Origin of the sequence: Aquipseudomonas ullengensis (genome assembly GCF_014174475.1) — a bacterium.
Lineage (GTDB): Bacteria > Pseudomonadota > Gammaproteobacteria > Pseudomonadales > Pseudomonadaceae > Aquipseudomonas > Aquipseudomonas ullengensis.
In genome coordinates this window covers 89,116-104,939 of the sequence record NZ_JACJUD010000005.1, presented here as the reverse complement: position 1 = coordinate 104,939, position 15,824 = coordinate 89,116, and the positions used below count along the sequence as shown (strand labels likewise).

The following is a 15,824-nucleotide window of genomic DNA, read 5'->3' as shown; positions in this document are numbered from 1 at the left end:
AAGGATGTTGCTCATGCAACTTGCCGCGCTTTATCGCTACCCGCTCAAGTCTGGCCAGGCCGAGCGCCTGGAGCGTGTGAATCTGGAGGCCTTGGGCCTGGCGGGCGATCGTCGCTGGATGCTGGTCGAAGAGGCCACCGGGCGCTTCCTCACCCAGCGTCTGCTGCCGCAAATGGGGCGGATTAGCGCGCTGTACAACGCCGCAGGCGGTCTGACCCTGAACGCACCGGGCTGCACCCGCCTGGACGTGGCGCTGCCCGAACCCGATGCCGAGCTGCGTGGCGTTACGGTGTGGCGCGACAGCCTGCGCGTGCCGGATGCCGGCGATGCGGCGGCCGAGTGGCTGAGCCGCTTTATTGGTCGTGCCTGCCGCCTGGTGCAGGTGCCGGAAAGCCGCGCCCGGCAGGTCGATACCGGCTATGCGCAGGTGGGCGACAAGGTCGCCTTCGCCGACGGTTTTCCGCTGCTGCTAATCGGCCAGGCTTCGCTCGATGACCTTTCGGCGCGTGTCGGACGACCGCTGGAGATGCTGCGCTTTCGGCCCAACCTGGTGGTACAGGGCAGCGCGCCCTATGCCGAGGACAGCTGGAAGCGCATCCGTATCGGTGGCGTGGAGTTCGACGTGGCCAAGGGCTGCAGCCGCTGCATCCTCACCACCCTCGACCCGCAGACCGGCGAGCGTAGCGCTGATCGTGAACCGCTGACGACCCTGAAGACCTACCGCGAGCGCGAGGGTGATGTGTACTTCGGGCAGAACCTGTTGCCGCGTGGCGTCGGCGAGCTGCGCCAGGGCATGGCGGTCGAGGTGCTGGAGTAGGCCGTTTGCCGTGATCGGCAGAGACTAAACGGGCGCCCTAGGGCGCCCGTTTGCGTTTTACTGATCGTCGAAGAAGCGCTCATGCCAGTCCACCAGCGGGGTGGGGGCGTTGAGTTTCTGGCCGTAGATCACTGAGTAAGACAGCACGTTCTGCACGTACTGGCGGGTTTCATCGAACGGGATGTTCTCCACCCACACGTCGAAGGCCAGGTGGTCGGCGCCTTTGAGCCACTGGCGCACGCGACCCGGGCCGGCGTTGTAGGCGGCTGAGGCGAGCACGCGGTTGCCGTTGAACTGGCCGTGCACCTGGCTGAGGTAGGCGGCGCCGAGCTGGATGTTCTTTTCCGGTACCAGCACTTGCTGTGGATTGGCCAGTTGGATGCCGAACTTGCGTGCGGTTTCCTTGGCGGTGGCTGGCATCAGCTGCATCAGGCCCATGGCGCCGACCGGCGAGCGGGCGTCGGCCATGAAGGCGCTTTCCTGGCGGGTAATGGCGAACACCCAGCTGGAGTGCAGGCCGCGGGCCTTGGCCTGGCTGGTCAGGTTATTGCGATAGGCCATCGGGAAGCGGATATCCAGGTCATCCCAATATTTGGCCTGGCTGATGGTGCGGATGGCCGGGAAGTACCACTGCTTATCGTAGGCGAGCTTGGCCTGGGCCACCAGCTCGTCGCGGCTGAACAGGCGGCTGACGTGGTACCACTCGCGGCGCCCATCGACGATCTGGCCGCGATCATGAAACTCCAAGGCGCGACGGATGCCGGCGGTGTTACTGACCTTCTGGATGACTTTCGGGTCGAGCGCCAGCGGCTTGTTGTTCAGGCTGTAGGGCGCTTCGATGCGGTCGGCCGCGAGGAAACCATAGAAATCGCGTTCCTTGGCCAGCGGCTGGTACAGCACCTGCGCTTGCGGATTCTGTGGCTGGGCCAGCTGCAGGCTGCGTGCCTGCCAGTAGCGCCAGCGGGTGGTGCTGGCCAGGTCGGCGGGCAGGCGACTGGTGAGCTGGTAGGCCTCGTCCCAGCGGCCGTGGCGCAGCAGCAGGCGGGCGCGCCATTCGGATACGGTGTTGTCGCGCAGCTCCGGGTCGTACTGGGTCATGATCTGCAGGGCGCGGATGTCGAACTTGCGCGCCAGGGTCAGGCCGATTTCACGGGCGATGGCGACTTTTTCTTCCTTGGAGAAGGCCATCTTGCTGGCATAGGTGTCGAGCAGCTTGATCGCCTTTTCCGGGTCCTGGCGGGCCAGGCGGCGCAGGCCCAGGCTGACGACGTCGGACATGGCCTGGTCGGCCGGCGTGAAGCGGCCAGTCTGGCTCAGCAGTTGCGGGTTCTGCGCCACGTCGAGCAGCAGTTTGCCCTGGGTGGCGAGGCTTGGCAGGGTCTTCACCAAGTGGCTGGCCAGGCCATAGTTGCGGGCCTCGGCGGCCAGCTTGGCGCGTTGCCAGCGGCGCTCTTCGGTCAGTTGACCGTTGGCGTGCCACAGGTCGAACAGCGCGTCGCAGGCATTCGGCTGCGACTTGCCGACCAGCCAGAGCTTCTCGGCGGTGGCGTTGCCTTCGGCCTGCATGCCGTGCTTGAGCTGGTACTGGCCGAACAGGCAGTCCAGCTCGGTGAAATTGAGCTTGGGGTCGTAGTGATTGGCGAAGGTCTGCCATTCGCCGCGCTCGGACAGCCAGCGCAGCCAGCGTAGTTTCATCCAGCCGGCTTGCGGCAGGTCGCCGTGCTCGGTGAGGAAAGCTTCGATTTCCTCGTTGCTCGCCCATTTCAAGCGTGCGGTCAGCTCGTCGTACGCCAGGTACGGCTCCAGCGGGTAGTCGCGAAGGGCCTTGGCATACAACTGGTACGGCCCTTTGTCGCCCTTGGCCAGGGCGCGCTTGGCTTCGTCGTACATCTGTCGCTGCTGGGCCAGGCTGGCGGCCTGGACGCTGGGAAAGGTGGCGGTACAGAGAAGCAGGCAGGAAAACAGGCTGAGCAGAGAACGGCGCATGACACTTCCGGGCAGAAATCGTGATGGGTGGCGGCAGAGCCGGCACCGAGTAGGCCTAGCTTAGCCTTTTGCCGTGCGCAGGCGAAAGCATGGGCATGACCGCGCGCCGTAAGCGTGAGCGGTGATGCATAAATGCCAGCATGATCGCCTGGCAAGTCGGTTAGAATGCCTCCCCGGTTTTTTGTAAGTAGCCTTTTATTATGACTCTGCTCAAGTTCACCGATGTTTCCCTGGCGTACGGCGCCATGCCGCTGCTGGACAAGGTGTCCTGGCAGATTGCCCGCGGTGAGCGGGTCTGCATCATCGGCCGCAACGGCACTGGCAAGTCGAGCATGCTCAAGCTGGTCAAGGATGATCAGAAGCCCGACGACGGCAGCATCTGGCGCGCGCCGGGGCTGAAAATCGGCGAGCTGCCCCAGGAACTGCCGGTGGCCGACGAGCGGACAGTGTTCGACGTGGTTGCCCTGGGCCTCGATGGCGTCGGTGAGCTGCTCGCGCAATACCACCACCTGGCGCAGAACTGCGTCACCGAAGAAGACCTCGACAAGCTCATGCACGTCCAGCAGGCGCTGGAAGCCCGCGATGGCTGGCGCCTGCAGCAATTGGTCGAAAGCACCCTGAGCCGCCTGCAGTTGCCGGCGGACAAGACCCTCGCCGAGCTCTCTGGTGGCTGGCGCCGCCGCGTGCTGCTGGCCCAGGCGCTGGTCAGCGAGCCGGATCTGCTGCTGCTCGACGAGCCGACCAACCACCTGGATATCGGTGCCATCTCCTGGTTGGAAGAGGCGATCAAGGACTTCCAGGGCGCCGTGCTGTTCATCACTCACGACCGCTCCTTTCTGCAGAGCCTGGCCACGCGCATTCTTGAGCTGGACCGTGGTGGGTTGATCGACTGGAATGGCGACTACGCCAGCTTTCTGGTGCATAAGGAGCAGCAGTTGGCTGCGGAAGAAACCGCCAATGCGCTGTTCGACAAGAAGTTGGCCCAGGAAGAAGTGTGGATTCGTCAGGGCATCAAGGCCCGTCGTACCCGCAACGAAGGCCGCGTGCGCGCCCTCAAGGCCCTGCGTGTCGAACGCAGCGAGCGCCGTGAGCGCACGGGCAAGGCGTCGATTCAGCTGGACGTTGCGGACAAGTCCGGCAAGCAGGTCATGCTGCTGGAGGGCGTCAGCTTCGCCCATCCGGGTGGGCCGCTGCTGATCAAGGACTTTTCCATGGTGTTGCAGCGGGGCGATCGTATCGGCCTGCTCGGCGCCAACGGTACCGGCAAGACCACCCTGCTGAAGCTGATGCTCGATGGCCTGCAGCCAACCTCCGGCAAGGTAGAGCAGGGCACCAAGATCGAGGTGGCCTATTTCGACCAGCTGCGCCATCAGCTCGAGCTGGAAAAGACCGTAATCGACAACATCTCCGAAGGTCGCGACTTTATCGAGATCGACGGCCAGAACCGCCATGTGCTGAGCTACCTGGGCGACTTCCTGTTCAGCCCTCAGCGTGCCCGTACCCCGGTCAAGGCGCTGTCCGGTGGTGAGCGCGCGCGTCTGCTGCTGGCCAAGCTGTTCAGCAAACCTGCCAACCTGCTGGTACTCGACGAACCGACCAACGACCTCGACGTGGAAACCCTGGAGTTGCTCGAGGAAGTGCTGGCGAATTTTTCCGGCACCGTGCTGATGGTCAGTCACGACCGGGCCTTCCTCGATAACGTCGTGACCAGCACCCTGGTCTTCGAAGGCGAAGGGCGCGTGCGCGAGTACGTCGGTGGCTATCAGGACTGGCTGCGCCAAGGCGGTTCGCCGCGTCTGCTGGGCGTGGGCGAGAGCAAGTCAGGCAAGGCCGAATTGAGCGCAGTGGCACCCGCTGCGGTCGTTGAACCTGTGGTTGAAGCGGCACCTGCCGCCAAGAAGAAGCTCAGCTACAAGCTGCAGCGTGAACTGGAAGCCATTCCCGGGCAGATCGAAGCTCTGGAAACCCAAATGGCCGAACTGCAGACGCAGATCGCCGATCCGGCGTTCTATCAGCAGCCGGCGGCTACTACCGCCAAGGCGTTGGAACGCCTGCAAAACCTACAAGAAGAACTGGACCACCTCCTTGAGCGTTGGGCCGAACTGGATGCCTGAAAAGCCTGTCGGAGACATGCATGGCAATTGAGTACCGCATCACCCTGGATGACAACCATCAGTTCAGCTACAGGATCGAGCTGGACCGTCAGTATGACCCCCAGGGTGCCGAGGCCGCGCCAAAGTGGACGCGCCTGGAAAACAATCAATGCAGCAACTGCCCGCTGAAGAAGGAAGAGTTCAAGTGCTGCCCTGCGGCCGTGGACTTGCATCGGGTGATCGAAGACTTCCACGGCTTGCCGGCCGTGAAGAAGGCGCATGTCTGGGTGCGCACGCCGGAGCGTGAATACACCAAACATGTCGGCCTGGAAGAAGGTTTGCGCTCGCTGCTCGGGGTGATCATGGCTACCAGCGCCTGTCCGGTGCTGGGCAAGCTCAAGCCGATGGCGCACAACCACCTGCCGTTCGCCAGTAGCCAGGAGTTCATCCTGCGCGCCATCTCGCTGTACCTGGCGCGGCAATACTTCAACTTCCGTGAAGGGCGGCGTGCGGATTGGGAGTTGAAGGGGCTGGTCAAGCAGTTCCAGCAGTTGCAGTTGGTCAATCAGGCGTTCTGGCAGCGCATTCACGATACCTGTGAAGGCGACTCCAACCTCAAGGCCTTCCTGACCTTCTTCTCCATGTCATCGAGCATGACCGTGTCGCTGGAGACGCAACTGCAGAAGATTCGCCCGCTGGTGATGAGCGCGGGCGAACCAGGGGAGTAGGGCGCAAGCCTTGGCCGGCATAGAGCCTGTTTACGGTCTTCTGAATTAGAGCCAGACAAGACAAAAACGGCCGAGGAAGCGCAGTTTACGAGTTGTAAATGAGCATTCCGAGGCCGTTTTTAACGCGGTCTGGCCGCGAGTCAGGAGGCCGTAACAGGCTCTTAGGACTTCTTCAGGCGCACGGCGAGCACATCGCAGGGCGCACCGTGCAGGACGTCGTTGGCGGTGGAGCCAAGCAGCAGGGCGAGGCCATGACGACCGTGGCTGCCGACCACGATCAGGTCGCAGCCTTGCTCTTCGGCTAGGCGATGGATCTCCTGGCGGGGCTGACCGTAGGCCAGGTGGCGCATGTCGCTGCCCAGTTGCGGGTACTGCCCGGCAAAGCTCTGCAGGCGCTCGCGGGCCTGGTCGAACTGCTGCTGTTGCAGGGTCGACAAGTCCATCGGTACATCACCGCCAAAGGCCATGGCCATCGGTTCGATGATATGCACCAGGGAGGCCTTGGCGGCGCTGCTGGTGGCGATGGCCAGGGCGCGTTGCACCACCGGATGGCATTCATCTGTCAGGTCGACGGCGATCAGAATGTGCTGATAGGGCATGTGGGTATCCTCCTTGGTCGGGCAGATCTTTGATTTTTAGTATGGCTACCTTGCCATATAGCACAGGCTTTTCCTGCGGGGTGATACAGGTATGACCGGCTGGATCGTGGTTTTGCTCATTGTTGCGATGCTCAGCCCGCTGGTCTGGCTGCGTCCTTCGCGTCGCCAGAGCGGGCAGATGGCTCAGCGCCTGGCCGCGCGCCGTCTGGGTCTGGCCATGCAGTTGACTCAGCCGGAGTGGCCGCACTGGCTGGCCTGCGACCCGCCAGGCAGCTGCGCTCAATATCACCGTGGCCGCCGTGCCGGGCGTGATGACAGCTGGGCCTACTGGCAGAGCGCGCCGGGAGAATGGCTCAACCAGTGGCGTGAGCCCTGTACCGATGCGGCGCTGCTCGAGCGTTTGGCCACCTTGCCGGCGGATGTGTACAAGGTCGAGGCCAGCCGGCAGATGGTGGCGTTGTACTGGGGCGAGCGCGGCGGCGAGGTCGAGTTGCAACGGGTCGCTGATCTGTTGGCGGCGGTGGCCTGAACCGCCGATTTCTACTGAAATCTCAGCAGAATTCAGCGTCTGAATAATACAAAGCCAGTCGGCCGATGCCGGGTGGGCGTATGCGGCTACCGGTGATTCCTGGCTTTGCGGGTTGTTGCAAGGAGAATCGGTCAATACCTCTTGGCTGGGTGTTACGGACGGGCAATTGACAATTGGGTGCTTTTCACAGAATGTGTGCGCACCCAAATCAAACGGGCGTATGAATTGAGCGTTTGCCACCAGCGGCAACGCCTATACAGCCCGATTATCGCGTCGGTGGGTGTGCCAGGCCGATTGCGGCTATGCTCGACGGCTGCGCCGCGGGCGAGCCTGCAGGTTGGCTCCGATGTGTACTGTTCAGCTTCCATACCGTGGAGATCAGTTGATGATTTACGAAGGTAAAGCCATCACGGTTAAGGCTCTTGAGGGCGGCATCGTCGAATTGAATTTCGACCTCAAGGGTGAGTCCGTTAACAAGTTCAACCGTCTCACTCTGAGCGAACTGCGCCAGTCCGTGGACGCCATTAAGGCCGACGGTTCGATCAAGGGCGTAATCGTTACCAGCGGCAAAGACGTATTCATCGTCGGCGCTGACATCACCGAGTTCGTCGAAAACTTCAAGTTGCCCGACGAAGAGCTGGTAGCCGGCAACCTCGAAGCCAACAAGATCTTCAGCGACTTCGAAGACCTCTCCGTACCGACCGTGGTCGCCATCAACGGCATCGCCCTGGGTGGCGGTTTCGAGATGTGCCTGGCGGGTGACTACCGCGTCATGAGCGAGACCGCCAAGGTCGGCCTGCCGGAAGTCAAGCTGGGCATCTACCCAGGTTTCGGCGGCACCGTGCGCCTGCCGCGCGTGATCGGCACCGACAACGCCATCGAGTGGATCGCTTCCAGCAAGGAAGCCAAAGCTTCCGACGCGCTGAAAGTGGGCGCCGTCGATGCCGTGGTCAAGGCTGACAAGCTCAAGGAAGCCGCTCTGGACCTGATCAAGCGCGCCATCTCCGGCGAGCTGGACTACAAGGCCAAGCGTCAGCCGAAGCTGGAAAAGATCAAGCTCAACGCCATTGAACAAATGATGGCCTTCGAAACCGCCAAAGGTTTCGTCGCTGGTCAAGCCGGCCCGAACTACCCGGCTCCGGTCGAAGCCATCAAGACCATCCAGAAAGCCGCCAACTTCGGTCGCGACAAAGCGCTGGAAGTGGAAGCTGCTGGTTTCGTCAAGCTGGCCAAGACCTCCGTTGCGGAAAGCCTGATCGGCCTGTTCCTCAACGACCAGGAACTGAAAAAGAAAGCCAAACACCACGACGAAATCGCTCGTGACGTGAAACTGGCTGCCGTGCTGGGTGCTGGCATCATGGGTGGCGGTATCGCCTACCAGTCCGCTTCCAAAGGCACGCCGATCCTGATGAAGGATATCCGTGAAGACGGTATCCAGATGGGTCTGAACGAAGCTTCCAAGCTGCTCGGCAAGCGCGTCGAGAAAGGCCGCATGACTCCGGCCAAGATGGCTGAAGCCCTCAACGCCATTCGCCCGACCATGTCCTACGGCGACTTCGGTAACGTCGACATCGTCGTCGAAGCCGTTGTCGAGAACCCGAAGGTTAAAGCCATCGTTCTGGCTGAAGTGGAAGGCGTGGTTCGTGAAGACGCCATCCTGGCTTCCAACACCTCGACCATCTCCATCAACTTGCTGGCCAAGGCCCTCAAGCGTCCGGAGAACTTCGTCGGCATGCACTTCTTCAACCCGGTGCACATGATGCCGCTGGTCGAAGTCATCCGTGGCGAGAAGTCCAGCGAAGTAGCCGTGGCGACCACCGTTGCCTACGCCAAGAAGATGGGCAAGAGCCCGATCGTGGTCAACGATTGCCCGGGCTTCCTGGTCAACCGCGTACTGTTCCCGTACTTCGGTGGCTTCTCCAAGCTGCTGGGCTTCGGTGTTGACTTCGTGCGCATCGACAAGGTCATGGAGAAGTTTGGCTGGCCCATGGGCCCGGCTTACCTGTCCGACGTCGTTGGTATCGACACTGGCCACCACGGCCGTGACGTGATGGCTGAAGGCTTCCCGGACCGTATGGCCGTGGAAGGCAAGACTGCCGTCGACGTGATGTACGACGCCAATCGTCTGGGTCAGAAGAACGGCAAGGGCTTCTACTCCTACGAAATGGACAAGCGCGGCAAGCCGAAAAAGGTTTCCGACCCAGTTGCCTACGAGCTGCTGAAGGAAGTCGTTGTCGAGCAGCGCGAGCTGACTGACGAAGACATCATCAATTTCATGATGATCCCGCTGTGCCTGGAAACCGTTCGTTGCCTGGAAGACGGCATTGTTGAGACCGCTGCCGAGGCCGATATGGGCCTGATCTACGGCATCGGCTTCCCGCCCTTCCGCGGTGGTGCGCTGCGTTACATCGACTCCGTCGGTGTAGCCGAATTCGTAGCCCTGGCTGACAAATATGCCGACCTGGGCGCGCTGTACCACCCGACCGCCAAACTTCGCGAAATGGCCAAAAACGGCCAGAAGTTTTTCGGTTAATCGCGCAACGATCAGAGCGAGAGTAGAGATATGAGCCTGAATCCGAGAGACGCAGTCATTGTCGACTTCGGCCGTACCCCGATGGGTCGTTCCAAAGGTGGCATGCACCGCAACACCCGTGCCGAGACCATGTCGGCACACCTGATCAGCGGCGTCCTGGCGCGTAACAGCAAGCTGGACCCGGCTGAAGTAGAAGACGTGATCTGGGGCTGCGTAAACCAGACCCTGGAGCAGGGCTGGAACATCGCGCGCATGGCGTCGCTGATGACCCAGATCCCGCACACCAGCGCTGCACAAACCGTCAGCCGCCTGTGTGGTTCTTCCATGAGCGCCCTGCACACTGCTGTGCAGGCGATCCAGACTGGCAACGGCGACGTGTTCGTGGTTGGCGGCGTGGAGCACATGGGCCACGTCAGCATGATGCACGGCGTTGATCCGAACCCGCACCTGTCCCTGTACGCCGCCAAGGCATCGGGCATGATGGGTCTGACTGCTGAAATGCTCGGCAAGATGCATGGCATCAGCCGTGAACAGCAGGACGCATTCGGTGAGCGTTCGCACCGTCTGGCCCACAAGGCCACCGTCGAAGGCAAGTTCAAGGATGAAATCATCCCGATGCAAGGCTACGACGAGAACGGCTTCCTGAAGGTGTTCGACTTCGACGAAACCATTCGTCCGGAAACCACCCTGGAAAGCCTGGCTGCCCTGAAGCCGGCGTTCAACCCGAAAGGCGGCACCGTGACTGCAGGTACTTCCTCGCAGATCACCGATGGCGCTTCCTGCATGATCGTGATGTCCGCCCAGCGTGCCCAAGACCTCGGCATCCAGCCGCTGGCCGTGGTTCGTGCCATGGCTGTACACGGTGTCGATCCGGCGATCATGGGCTATGGCCCGGTGCCGTCCACTCAGAAAGCACTGAAACGTGCCGGTCTGACCATGGACGACATCGACTTCGTTGAGCTCAACGAAGCCTTCGCTGCCCAGGCCCTGCCAGTGCTGAAAGACCTGAAACTCCTCGACAAGATGGAGCAGAAGGTTAACCTGCACGGTGGCGCCATTGCTCTGGGTCACCCGTTCGGCTGCTCCGGTGCGCGTATCTCCGGCACCCTGTTGAACGTGATGAAGCAGAATGGCGGCACCCTCGGTGTGTCGACCATGTGCATTGGCCTCGGCCAGGGCATCACCACCGTCTTCGAACGCATCTAAGCGTTCAGAGAGGGAAGAACCGGGGCCTAGTGCCCCGGTTTTTGTTTTTCTGCTCCCCAAGGATTCAGGAGTCGAACCATGCAATTGCAGCCCGGTCTTTATCGGCACTACAAAGGCCCGCACTACCGCGTGTTTGGCACGGCCAGGCACTCGGAAACCGAGGAGTGGCTGGTGGTCTATCAGGCGCTGTATGGTGAGTTCGGTCTGTGGGTGCGCCCGTTGGAGATGTTCTGTGGAACCGTCGAGGTGGACGGCGAGACACTCCCGCGCTTTGCTTTGATTGAGGCGCAACCGGCACTGTTTACGCAGGGCGAGCAAGACGGTCACGCTTGACCGCGCCTCGACGCCCACTATATATAGCGGTGCCTTTATAGGCTCCTGCCGCTTATTCATTCTTTTTCGTATTCAGGAATTTTCCAGTCCATGGGCAAATCGCTGGTCATCGTGGAATCCCCGGCCAAGGCCAAGACCATCAACAAGTACCTGGGTAACCAGTACGTGGTGAAGTCGAGCATCGGCCATATTCGTGACCTGCCCACCAGCGGTTCCGCCAGTGCCTCCAAGGAGCCGGTCAAGCGCGGTAAGGCCGCTGCGGCCGAAGCGCCGGCCCTGTCGCCGAAGGAAAAAGCCAAGCGCCAGCTGTTCAGCCGCATGGGCGTCGACCCGGAGCATGGCTGGAAAGCCAAGTACGAGATCCTTCCAGGCAAGGAGAAGGTGATCGAGGAGCTGCGCCGCCTGGCCAAGGATGCCGACACCATCTATCTCGCAACCGACTTGGATCGCGAGGGGGAAGCCATTGCCTGGCACCTGCGCGAAGCCATCGGTGGGGATGACAGCCGCTACAAGCGCGTGGTGTTCAACGAAATCACCAAGAAGGCCATCCAGGAGGCTTTCTCCAAGCCTGGCGACCTCGACATCAACCGGGTCAATGCCCAGCAGGCGCGTCGTTTCCTCGATCGCGTGGTGGGCTACATGGTCTCGCCTCTGCTGTGGGCGAAGATTGCCCGTGGCCTGTCCGCCGGCCGCGTACAGTCGGTGGCGGTGAAGCTGGTGGTGGAACGCGAGAAGGAAATCCGCGCCTTCGTCCCGGAAGAGTACTGGGAAGTGCACGCGGATCTCGGCACCGCCAAAAATGCCAATGTGCGTTTCGAAGTGGTTCGCGAGAAGGGCGAGGCCTTCAAGCCGGTCAACGAGTCCCAGGCCATGGCTGCGCTGGAGAAGCTCAAGGCTTCCAGCTACAGCATCGCCAAGCGTGAAGATCGTCCGACCAGCAGCAAGCCATCGGCGCCCTATATCACCTCGACCTTGCAGCAGGCGGCGAGCAATCGTCTCGGCTTCGGCGTGAAGAAGACCATGATGATGGCCCAGCGTCTCTACGAGGCGGGCTACATCACCTACATGCGTACCGACTCGACCAACCTCTCGGCTGATGCCGTGGAGATGGTGCGTGGCTTCATCGAAAGCGAATACGGCAAGAAGTACCTGCCGGCCAAGGCCAACGTCTATTCGAGCAAGGAAGGCGCCCAGGAGGCGCACGAAGCGATCCGTCCGTCCGACGTCAACCTTCGCCCGACGCAGATCTCCGGTATGGAGCGTGACGCTGAGCGCCTCTATGAGCTGATCTGGCGCCAGTTCGTTGCCTGCCAGATGCCGCCCGCCGAATACCTGTCGACCAGCGTCACAGTGGCTGCCGGGGCCTTCGAGCTGCGTGCCAAGGGCCGTATCCTCAAGTTCGACGGTTACACCAAGGCGCAACCGCAACAGAGCAAGCCCGGCGAAGACGACGTGCTGCCGGACATGAGCGAAGGCGAAGCACTCAAGCTGATCAAGCTCGACCCGAGCCAGCATTTCACCAAGCCGCCGGCGCGCTTCTCCGAAGCCAGCCTGGTCAAGGAGCTGGAAAAACGCGGTATCGGTCGACCGTCCACTTACGCGGCGATCATCTCGACCATCCAGGAACGTGGCTATGTGGCGGTGCAGAATCGCCGCTTCTATGCCGAGAAGATGGGCGACATTGTCACCGAGCGCCTCAACGAGAGCTTCGCCAACCTGATGGACTACGGCTTTACCGCCGGCATGGAAGAGCATCTGGATGACGTGGCCCAGGGCGAGCGCGACTGGAAGCACGTTCTCGACGAGTTCTACGGCGACTTCAAGAAGAAGCTTGAAGTGGCGGGTGAAGCCGACAGTGGCATGCGTGCCAACCAGCCGACACCTACCGATATCGCCTGCCGTGACTGCGGCCGGCCGATGATGATCCGTACCGCATCCACCGGTGTGTTCCTCGGTTGCTCGGGTTACGCCCTGCCACCGAAAGAGCGCTGCAAAGCCACCATCAACCTGATTCCGGGCGACGAGATTGCCGCGGACGACGAAGGTGAGTCGGAGTCCCGCGTGCTGCTGAACAAGCATCGCTGCCCGATCTGCGCCACGGCGATGGATGCCTACCTGCTGGACGAAACCCGCAAGCTGCATATCTGCGGCAACAATCCGGATTGCGCCGGTTACGAGATCGAGCAGGGCCAGTACCGCATCAAGGGCTACGAAGGTCCGAGCTTGGAATGCGACAAGTGCGGCAGCGAGATGCAGCTGAAGACTGGTCGTTTCGGCAAGTTCTTCGGTTGCACCAACAGCACCTGCAAGAACACCCGCAAGCTGCTGCGCAGCGGCGAGGCGGCGCCACCGAAGATGGATGCGGTGCCGATGCCGGAACTTAAGTGCGAGAAGGTCAACGACACCTACGTGCTGCGTGACGGCGCGTCGGGGCTGTTCCTGGCTGCGAGTCAGTTCCCGAAGAACCGCGAGACCCGTGCTCCGTTGGTGTTGGAGCTGATTCCGCACAAGGACGAAATCGATCCGAAGTACCACTTCCTGCTGGATGCTCCGAAAAAGGATCCGGAAGGCCGCCCGGCGGTTATTCGCTACAGTCGCAAGACCAAGGAGCAGTATGTGCAGAGCGAGGTGGACGGTAAGCCCACCGGCTGGCGCGCCTTCTTCTCCGGCGGCAAGTGGAAAGTGGAAAGCAAAGGCTGATCGGCCAATGCGACCGGTTTCCTGAGCAGAGAAACCGGTCGTTGTTACTGGCTTGAAGTCTGGAGGGCATGGCCATGGCGCATGAGTTGTACACCCGCACCAATCAGAAGATATTTTTCACCGGCCTGGCGCTGGAAAGCCTGCGCAAGGCTGAGTCCGGCCAGGCGATGAACGCCCAGGCGCTGGTACAGGCCGAGCGTGAGGCGGCGTTGTTCCATCTGTACGGTGCCTTGCTCGGGGCGTGCCACGAGATTGCCGGTTACTACCATCTGGCTGAGGCCAGTGCGCCGCGAGTTGAGTTGCTGCTCAATCAGGCCGTTTTGCAGGCGGCGCCGAGTCCCGAGTTGGCTGAGCTGGTAGAGCTGGCGCAGCAACCGGAAACCTGGCTGGCCCAGTTGCTGCAGGCGCATGCGGATTTGTTCCGCCCGCCGCAGGCACCGAAGGTGGCCAAGGTCGATCCGACTTTGCCGCTGATCCAGGCGGTTCGCGTCGATGAAGAAGTGTCAGCGCTGACTGCTGATGAACTGGAAAGCTGGCGGCAGTTGCTCAAGCAACTGGTGCTGCGTTTTCGCGAGTCCCTTAGCGAATGCTGACAGGATGGATGGGCTAGGGCTGAACTATTGCGGGCTGGTACACTAGCCGGCCTGATTGGAGAACCTGTTATGCCTACATCCTTCCTGGAAATCATCGAGCTGCCGGACGGTCGTATCGCTCTGCGCCGCGGCGAAGACGAGGAAGTGCTGGTCACCCTGGACTTCTCCGAAGATGCCAAGGCATTCATGCAGGGTTATCACGTTGAAGTGGCGAAGGCCATGCTCAATGTCGGTGTGCAGATGGCCGGACGCTTGGCCGAGGGCGAGCTGGAGCCAGATGACCAGCCCCGCGTGTTGCACTAACTCGTAGGCTTATCCCGTCGAGCCTGTTTCCTGCAGGCTCTTGTGGACCGATCCGGTTAACGCCAGCGCGTTCTGCGCCCATCAATCCAGACGAATATTCAGGCTTTGTGCGGACCCCAGGCGGGCGGCTGCGCTGAGGCTGTGGCGTTGCATTGCTTGCAGATTGATCCAGCTAACCACGGTGTGGCTACGACCCAGGCGCAGGGCTTCGCTGGCCAGGTCGAGAGCGCTCTGGCCGCTGCGGGGCTGCAGTACCAGCAGGCGATCCAGATTCAGGCCGGCGTTACGCAGCCAGGCGGTGGTCAGGCTGGCTGGCGGTGCAATCAAGGTCAGCCAGCGCGCGTCCTGGTTCTGGCTGAGTTCACGCAGCACCGGGCCCAGCAGGTTACGGCAATGCCCCAGCGAGCCGGTCAGACTCAGTTCGCTGAAAGGCTCCGTCTCTTCTACCCAGGGTAGTTCGACGACGTCGTTCAACAGTGGGGCCATGTTCTGGCCCAGGAAAGCTTCAAACAGCGGAAGTTGCGAGCGATTCAGCGACTGCGGGAACTGCATGAAGCTCTCCTTGTTTAGCGGCGGATCACGCCGACACTCAAACCTTCGATAATCAGGTCCTGTTCTTCCAGATTGATTTCGATCGGGGCGAACTCGGGGTTTTCTGCGATCAGTTGCACGGTGTTGCCTGTGCGCTGGAAGCGTTTCACGGTGACTTCATCGTCGATGCGGGCGACCACGATCTGGCCGTTACGCGCTTCGCGAGTGGTGTGCACGGCGAGCAGGTCGCCGTCGAAGATGCCGATGTCCTTCATGCTCATGCCGCGTACACGCAGCAGGTAATCAGCCCGCGGGTGGAAGAACTCCGGGTTGATCTTGCAGGACTCTTCCACGTGCTGCTGGGCCAGGATCGGTGCGCCAGCCGCGACGCGGCCGATGATTGGCAGGCCTTCTTCCTCGGTGGCCGGTTCGAAGCCAGGAATGCGGATGCCGCGAGAGGCACCGGGGGTCATCTCGATGGCGCCTTTGCGCGCCAGTGCCTTGAGGTGTTCCTCGGCGGCGTTGGGCGACTTGAAACCCAGCTCCTGGGCAATCTCGGCCCGGGTGGGCGGGTAGCCGTTGTCTTCCAAGCACCGTTTGATGAAGGAAAGGATTTCAGCTTGGCGTGGCGTCAGTTTGAGCATGGTCGCTGTCTGTCTGTTTATACAGTTGCTGTGATTATATACAGTGATTGGATGCTGGCAACTGTTGTTTTCAGGCAAAGGCGAAACGGCCATTTGCGCTGCTGGCGGGTTTCTGCGGAACTCTGTTTATCTGCTCTATGGTTAAATGCGTGACCAGTCAGCCATGAATCGGCTTGCCAGGGTTGACAGGGCATCAGCCTGAAACGTATGTTTCAAACAAGTGTTTGTC

At 61.4% G+C, this 15,824-nt stretch carries 14 protein-coding genes; 10 read left to right on the top strand and 4 right to left on the bottom strand.

Features of this window, described 5'->3' with window-relative positions; genetic code table 11:
* Positions 1-4: 4 nt before the first annotated feature.
* Positions 5-817, top strand: coding sequence for an MOSC domain-containing protein (locus tag H3H51_RS15590; protein ID WP_183089989.1), 813 nt, complete (start codon positions 5-7; stop codon positions 815-817).
* A 57-nt stretch (positions 818-874) separates the two neighbouring features.
* On the opposite strand, the gene H3H51_RS15585 is transcribed toward H3H51_RS15590, so the two are convergent.
* On the bottom strand, positions 875-2,803 hold the full coding sequence (locus H3H51_RS15585) for a transglycosylase SLT domain-containing protein (RefSeq protein ID WP_183089988.1): 1,929 nt from the start codon (positions 2,801-2,803) through the stop codon (positions 875-877).
* A gap of 200 nt (positions 2,804-3,003) precedes the next feature.
* On the opposite strand from H3H51_RS15585, the gene H3H51_RS15580 reads away from it, so the two are divergent.
* Both H3H51_RS15580 and H3H51_RS15575 read left to right on the top strand, forming a co-directional pair.
* Positions 3,004-4,917, top strand: a complete 1,914-nt coding sequence (locus H3H51_RS15580) for an ATP-binding cassette domain-containing protein (protein WP_183089987.1) — start codon at positions 3,004-3,006, stop codon at positions 4,915-4,917.
* A 20-nt stretch (positions 4,918-4,937) separates the two neighbouring features.
* Complete coding sequence (locus H3H51_RS15575) at positions 4,938-5,624, top strand: DUF6901 family protein (protein WP_183089986.1); 687 nt, start codon at positions 4,938-4,940, stop codon at positions 5,622-5,624.
* Positions 5,625-5,785: 161 nt separating this feature from the next.
* On the opposite strand, the gene H3H51_RS15570 is transcribed toward H3H51_RS15575, so the two are convergent.
* Positions 5,786-6,223: a universal stress protein gene (locus tag H3H51_RS15570; protein ID WP_183089985.1), complete on the bottom strand. Its 438-nt coding sequence runs from the start codon at positions 6,221-6,223 to the stop codon at positions 5,786-5,788.
* A 91-nt stretch (positions 6,224-6,314) separates the two neighbouring features.
* On the opposite strand from H3H51_RS15570, the gene H3H51_RS15565 reads away from it, so the two are divergent.
* The 7 genes from H3H51_RS15565 to H3H51_RS15535 all read left to right on the top strand — a co-directional run bounded on the left by H3H51_RS15565 (position 6,315) and on the right by H3H51_RS15535 (position 14,420).
* Positions 6,315-6,752, top strand: coding sequence for a hypothetical protein (locus H3H51_RS15565; RefSeq protein WP_183089984.1), 438 nt, complete (start codon positions 6,315-6,317; stop codon positions 6,750-6,752).
* A 385-nt stretch (positions 6,753-7,137) separates the two neighbouring features.
* Positions 7,138-9,285: a fatty acid oxidation complex subunit alpha FadB gene (fadB, locus tag H3H51_RS15560; protein ID WP_183089983.1), complete on the top strand. Its 2,148-nt coding sequence runs from the start codon at positions 7,138-7,140 to the stop codon at positions 9,283-9,285.
* A 30-nt stretch (positions 9,286-9,315) separates the two neighbouring features.
* Positions 9,316-10,491 carry an acetyl-CoA C-acyltransferase FadA gene (gene fadA / locus H3H51_RS15555; RefSeq protein WP_183089982.1) on the top strand — a complete coding sequence of 392 codons (1,176 nt, stop codon included), beginning with the start codon at positions 9,316-9,318 and terminating at the stop codon, positions 10,489-10,491.
* A 78-nt stretch (positions 10,492-10,569) separates the two neighbouring features.
* A complete protein-coding gene (locus tag H3H51_RS15550) occupies positions 10,570-10,824 on the top strand; it encodes a DUF1653 domain-containing protein (RefSeq protein WP_183089981.1) in 255 nt (84 codons plus the stop codon).
* Between the two features lie 90 nt (positions 10,825-10,914).
* On the top strand, positions 10,915-13,524 hold the full coding sequence (gene topA / locus H3H51_RS15545; RefSeq protein WP_183089980.1) for a type I DNA topoisomerase: 2,610 nt from the start codon (positions 10,915-10,917) through the stop codon (positions 13,522-13,524).
* A gap of 74 nt (positions 13,525-13,598) precedes the next feature.
* Positions 13,599-14,117, top strand: a complete 519-nt coding sequence (locus tag H3H51_RS15540) for a DUF6586 family protein (protein ID WP_183089979.1) — start codon at positions 13,599-13,601, stop codon at positions 14,115-14,117.
* Between the two features lie 69 nt (positions 14,118-14,186).
* On the top strand, positions 14,187-14,420 hold the full coding sequence (locus H3H51_RS15535) for a hypothetical protein (RefSeq protein WP_183089978.1): 234 nt from the start codon (positions 14,187-14,189) through the stop codon (positions 14,418-14,420).
* Between the two features lie 81 nt (positions 14,421-14,501).
* On the opposite strand, the gene sulA is transcribed toward H3H51_RS15535, so the two are convergent.
* Together sulA and lexA are read right to left on the bottom strand one after the other, a co-directional pair.
* Entirely contained in the window at positions 14,502-14,972 is a 471-nt protein-coding gene (gene sulA / locus H3H51_RS15530; protein ID WP_183089977.1) for an SOS-induced cell division inhibitor SulA, read from the bottom strand.
* Between the two features lie 14 nt (positions 14,973-14,986).
* A complete protein-coding gene (lexA, locus tag H3H51_RS15525) occupies positions 14,987-15,595 on the bottom strand; it encodes a transcriptional repressor LexA (RefSeq protein ID WP_183089976.1) in 609 nt (202 codons plus the stop codon).
* Positions 15,596-15,824 lie beyond the last annotated feature (229 nt).

Excerpts from the sequence above, each read along its gene's own strand:
- lexA (WP_183089976.1), bottom strand. The coding sequence starts at position 15,595 with ATGCTCAAACTGACGCCACGCCAAGCTGAAATCCTTTCCTTCATCAAA.
- H3H51_RS15565 (WP_183089984.1), top strand. The coding sequence starts at position 6,315 with ATGACCGGCTGGATCGTGGTTTTGCTCATTGTTGCGATGCTCAGCCCG.
- fadA (WP_183089982.1), top strand. The coding sequence starts at position 9,316 with ATGAGCCTGAATCCGAGAGACGCAGTCATTGTCGACTTCGGCCGTACC.
- fadB (WP_183089983.1), top strand. The coding sequence starts at position 7,138 with ATGATTTACGAAGGTAAAGCCATCACGGTTAAGGCTCTTGAGGGCGGC.
- H3H51_RS15575 (WP_183089986.1), top strand. The coding sequence starts at position 4,938 with ATGGCAATTGAGTACCGCATCACCCTGGATGACAACCATCAGTTCAGC.
- H3H51_RS15570 (WP_183089985.1), bottom strand. The coding sequence starts at position 6,223 with ATGCCCTATCAGCACATTCTGATCGCCGTCGACCTGACAGATGAATGC.
- H3H51_RS15540 (WP_183089979.1), top strand. The coding sequence starts at position 13,599 with ATGGCGCATGAGTTGTACACCCGCACCAATCAGAAGATATTTTTCACC.
- H3H51_RS15535 (WP_183089978.1), top strand. The coding sequence starts at position 14,187 with ATGCCTACATCCTTCCTGGAAATCATCGAGCTGCCGGACGGTCGTATC.
- topA (WP_183089980.1), top strand. The coding sequence starts at position 10,915 with ATGGGCAAATCGCTGGTCATCGTGGAATCCCCGGCCAAGGCCAAGACC.
- H3H51_RS15550 (WP_183089981.1), top strand. The coding sequence starts at position 10,570 with ATGCAATTGCAGCCCGGTCTTTATCGGCACTACAAAGGCCCGCACTAC.
- sulA (WP_183089977.1), bottom strand. The coding sequence starts at position 14,972 with ATGCAGTTCCCGCAGTCGCTGAATCGCTCGCAACTTCCGCTGTTTGAA.
- H3H51_RS15590 (WP_183089989.1), top strand. The coding sequence starts at position 5 with ATGTTGCTCATGCAACTTGCCGCGCTTTATCGCTACCCGCTCAAGTCT.
- H3H51_RS15580 (WP_183089987.1), top strand. The coding sequence starts at position 3,004 with ATGACTCTGCTCAAGTTCACCGATGTTTCCCTGGCGTACGGCGCCATG.
- H3H51_RS15585 (WP_183089988.1), bottom strand. The coding sequence starts at position 2,803 with ATGCGCCGTTCTCTGCTCAGCCTGTTTTCCTGCCTGCTTCTCTGTACC.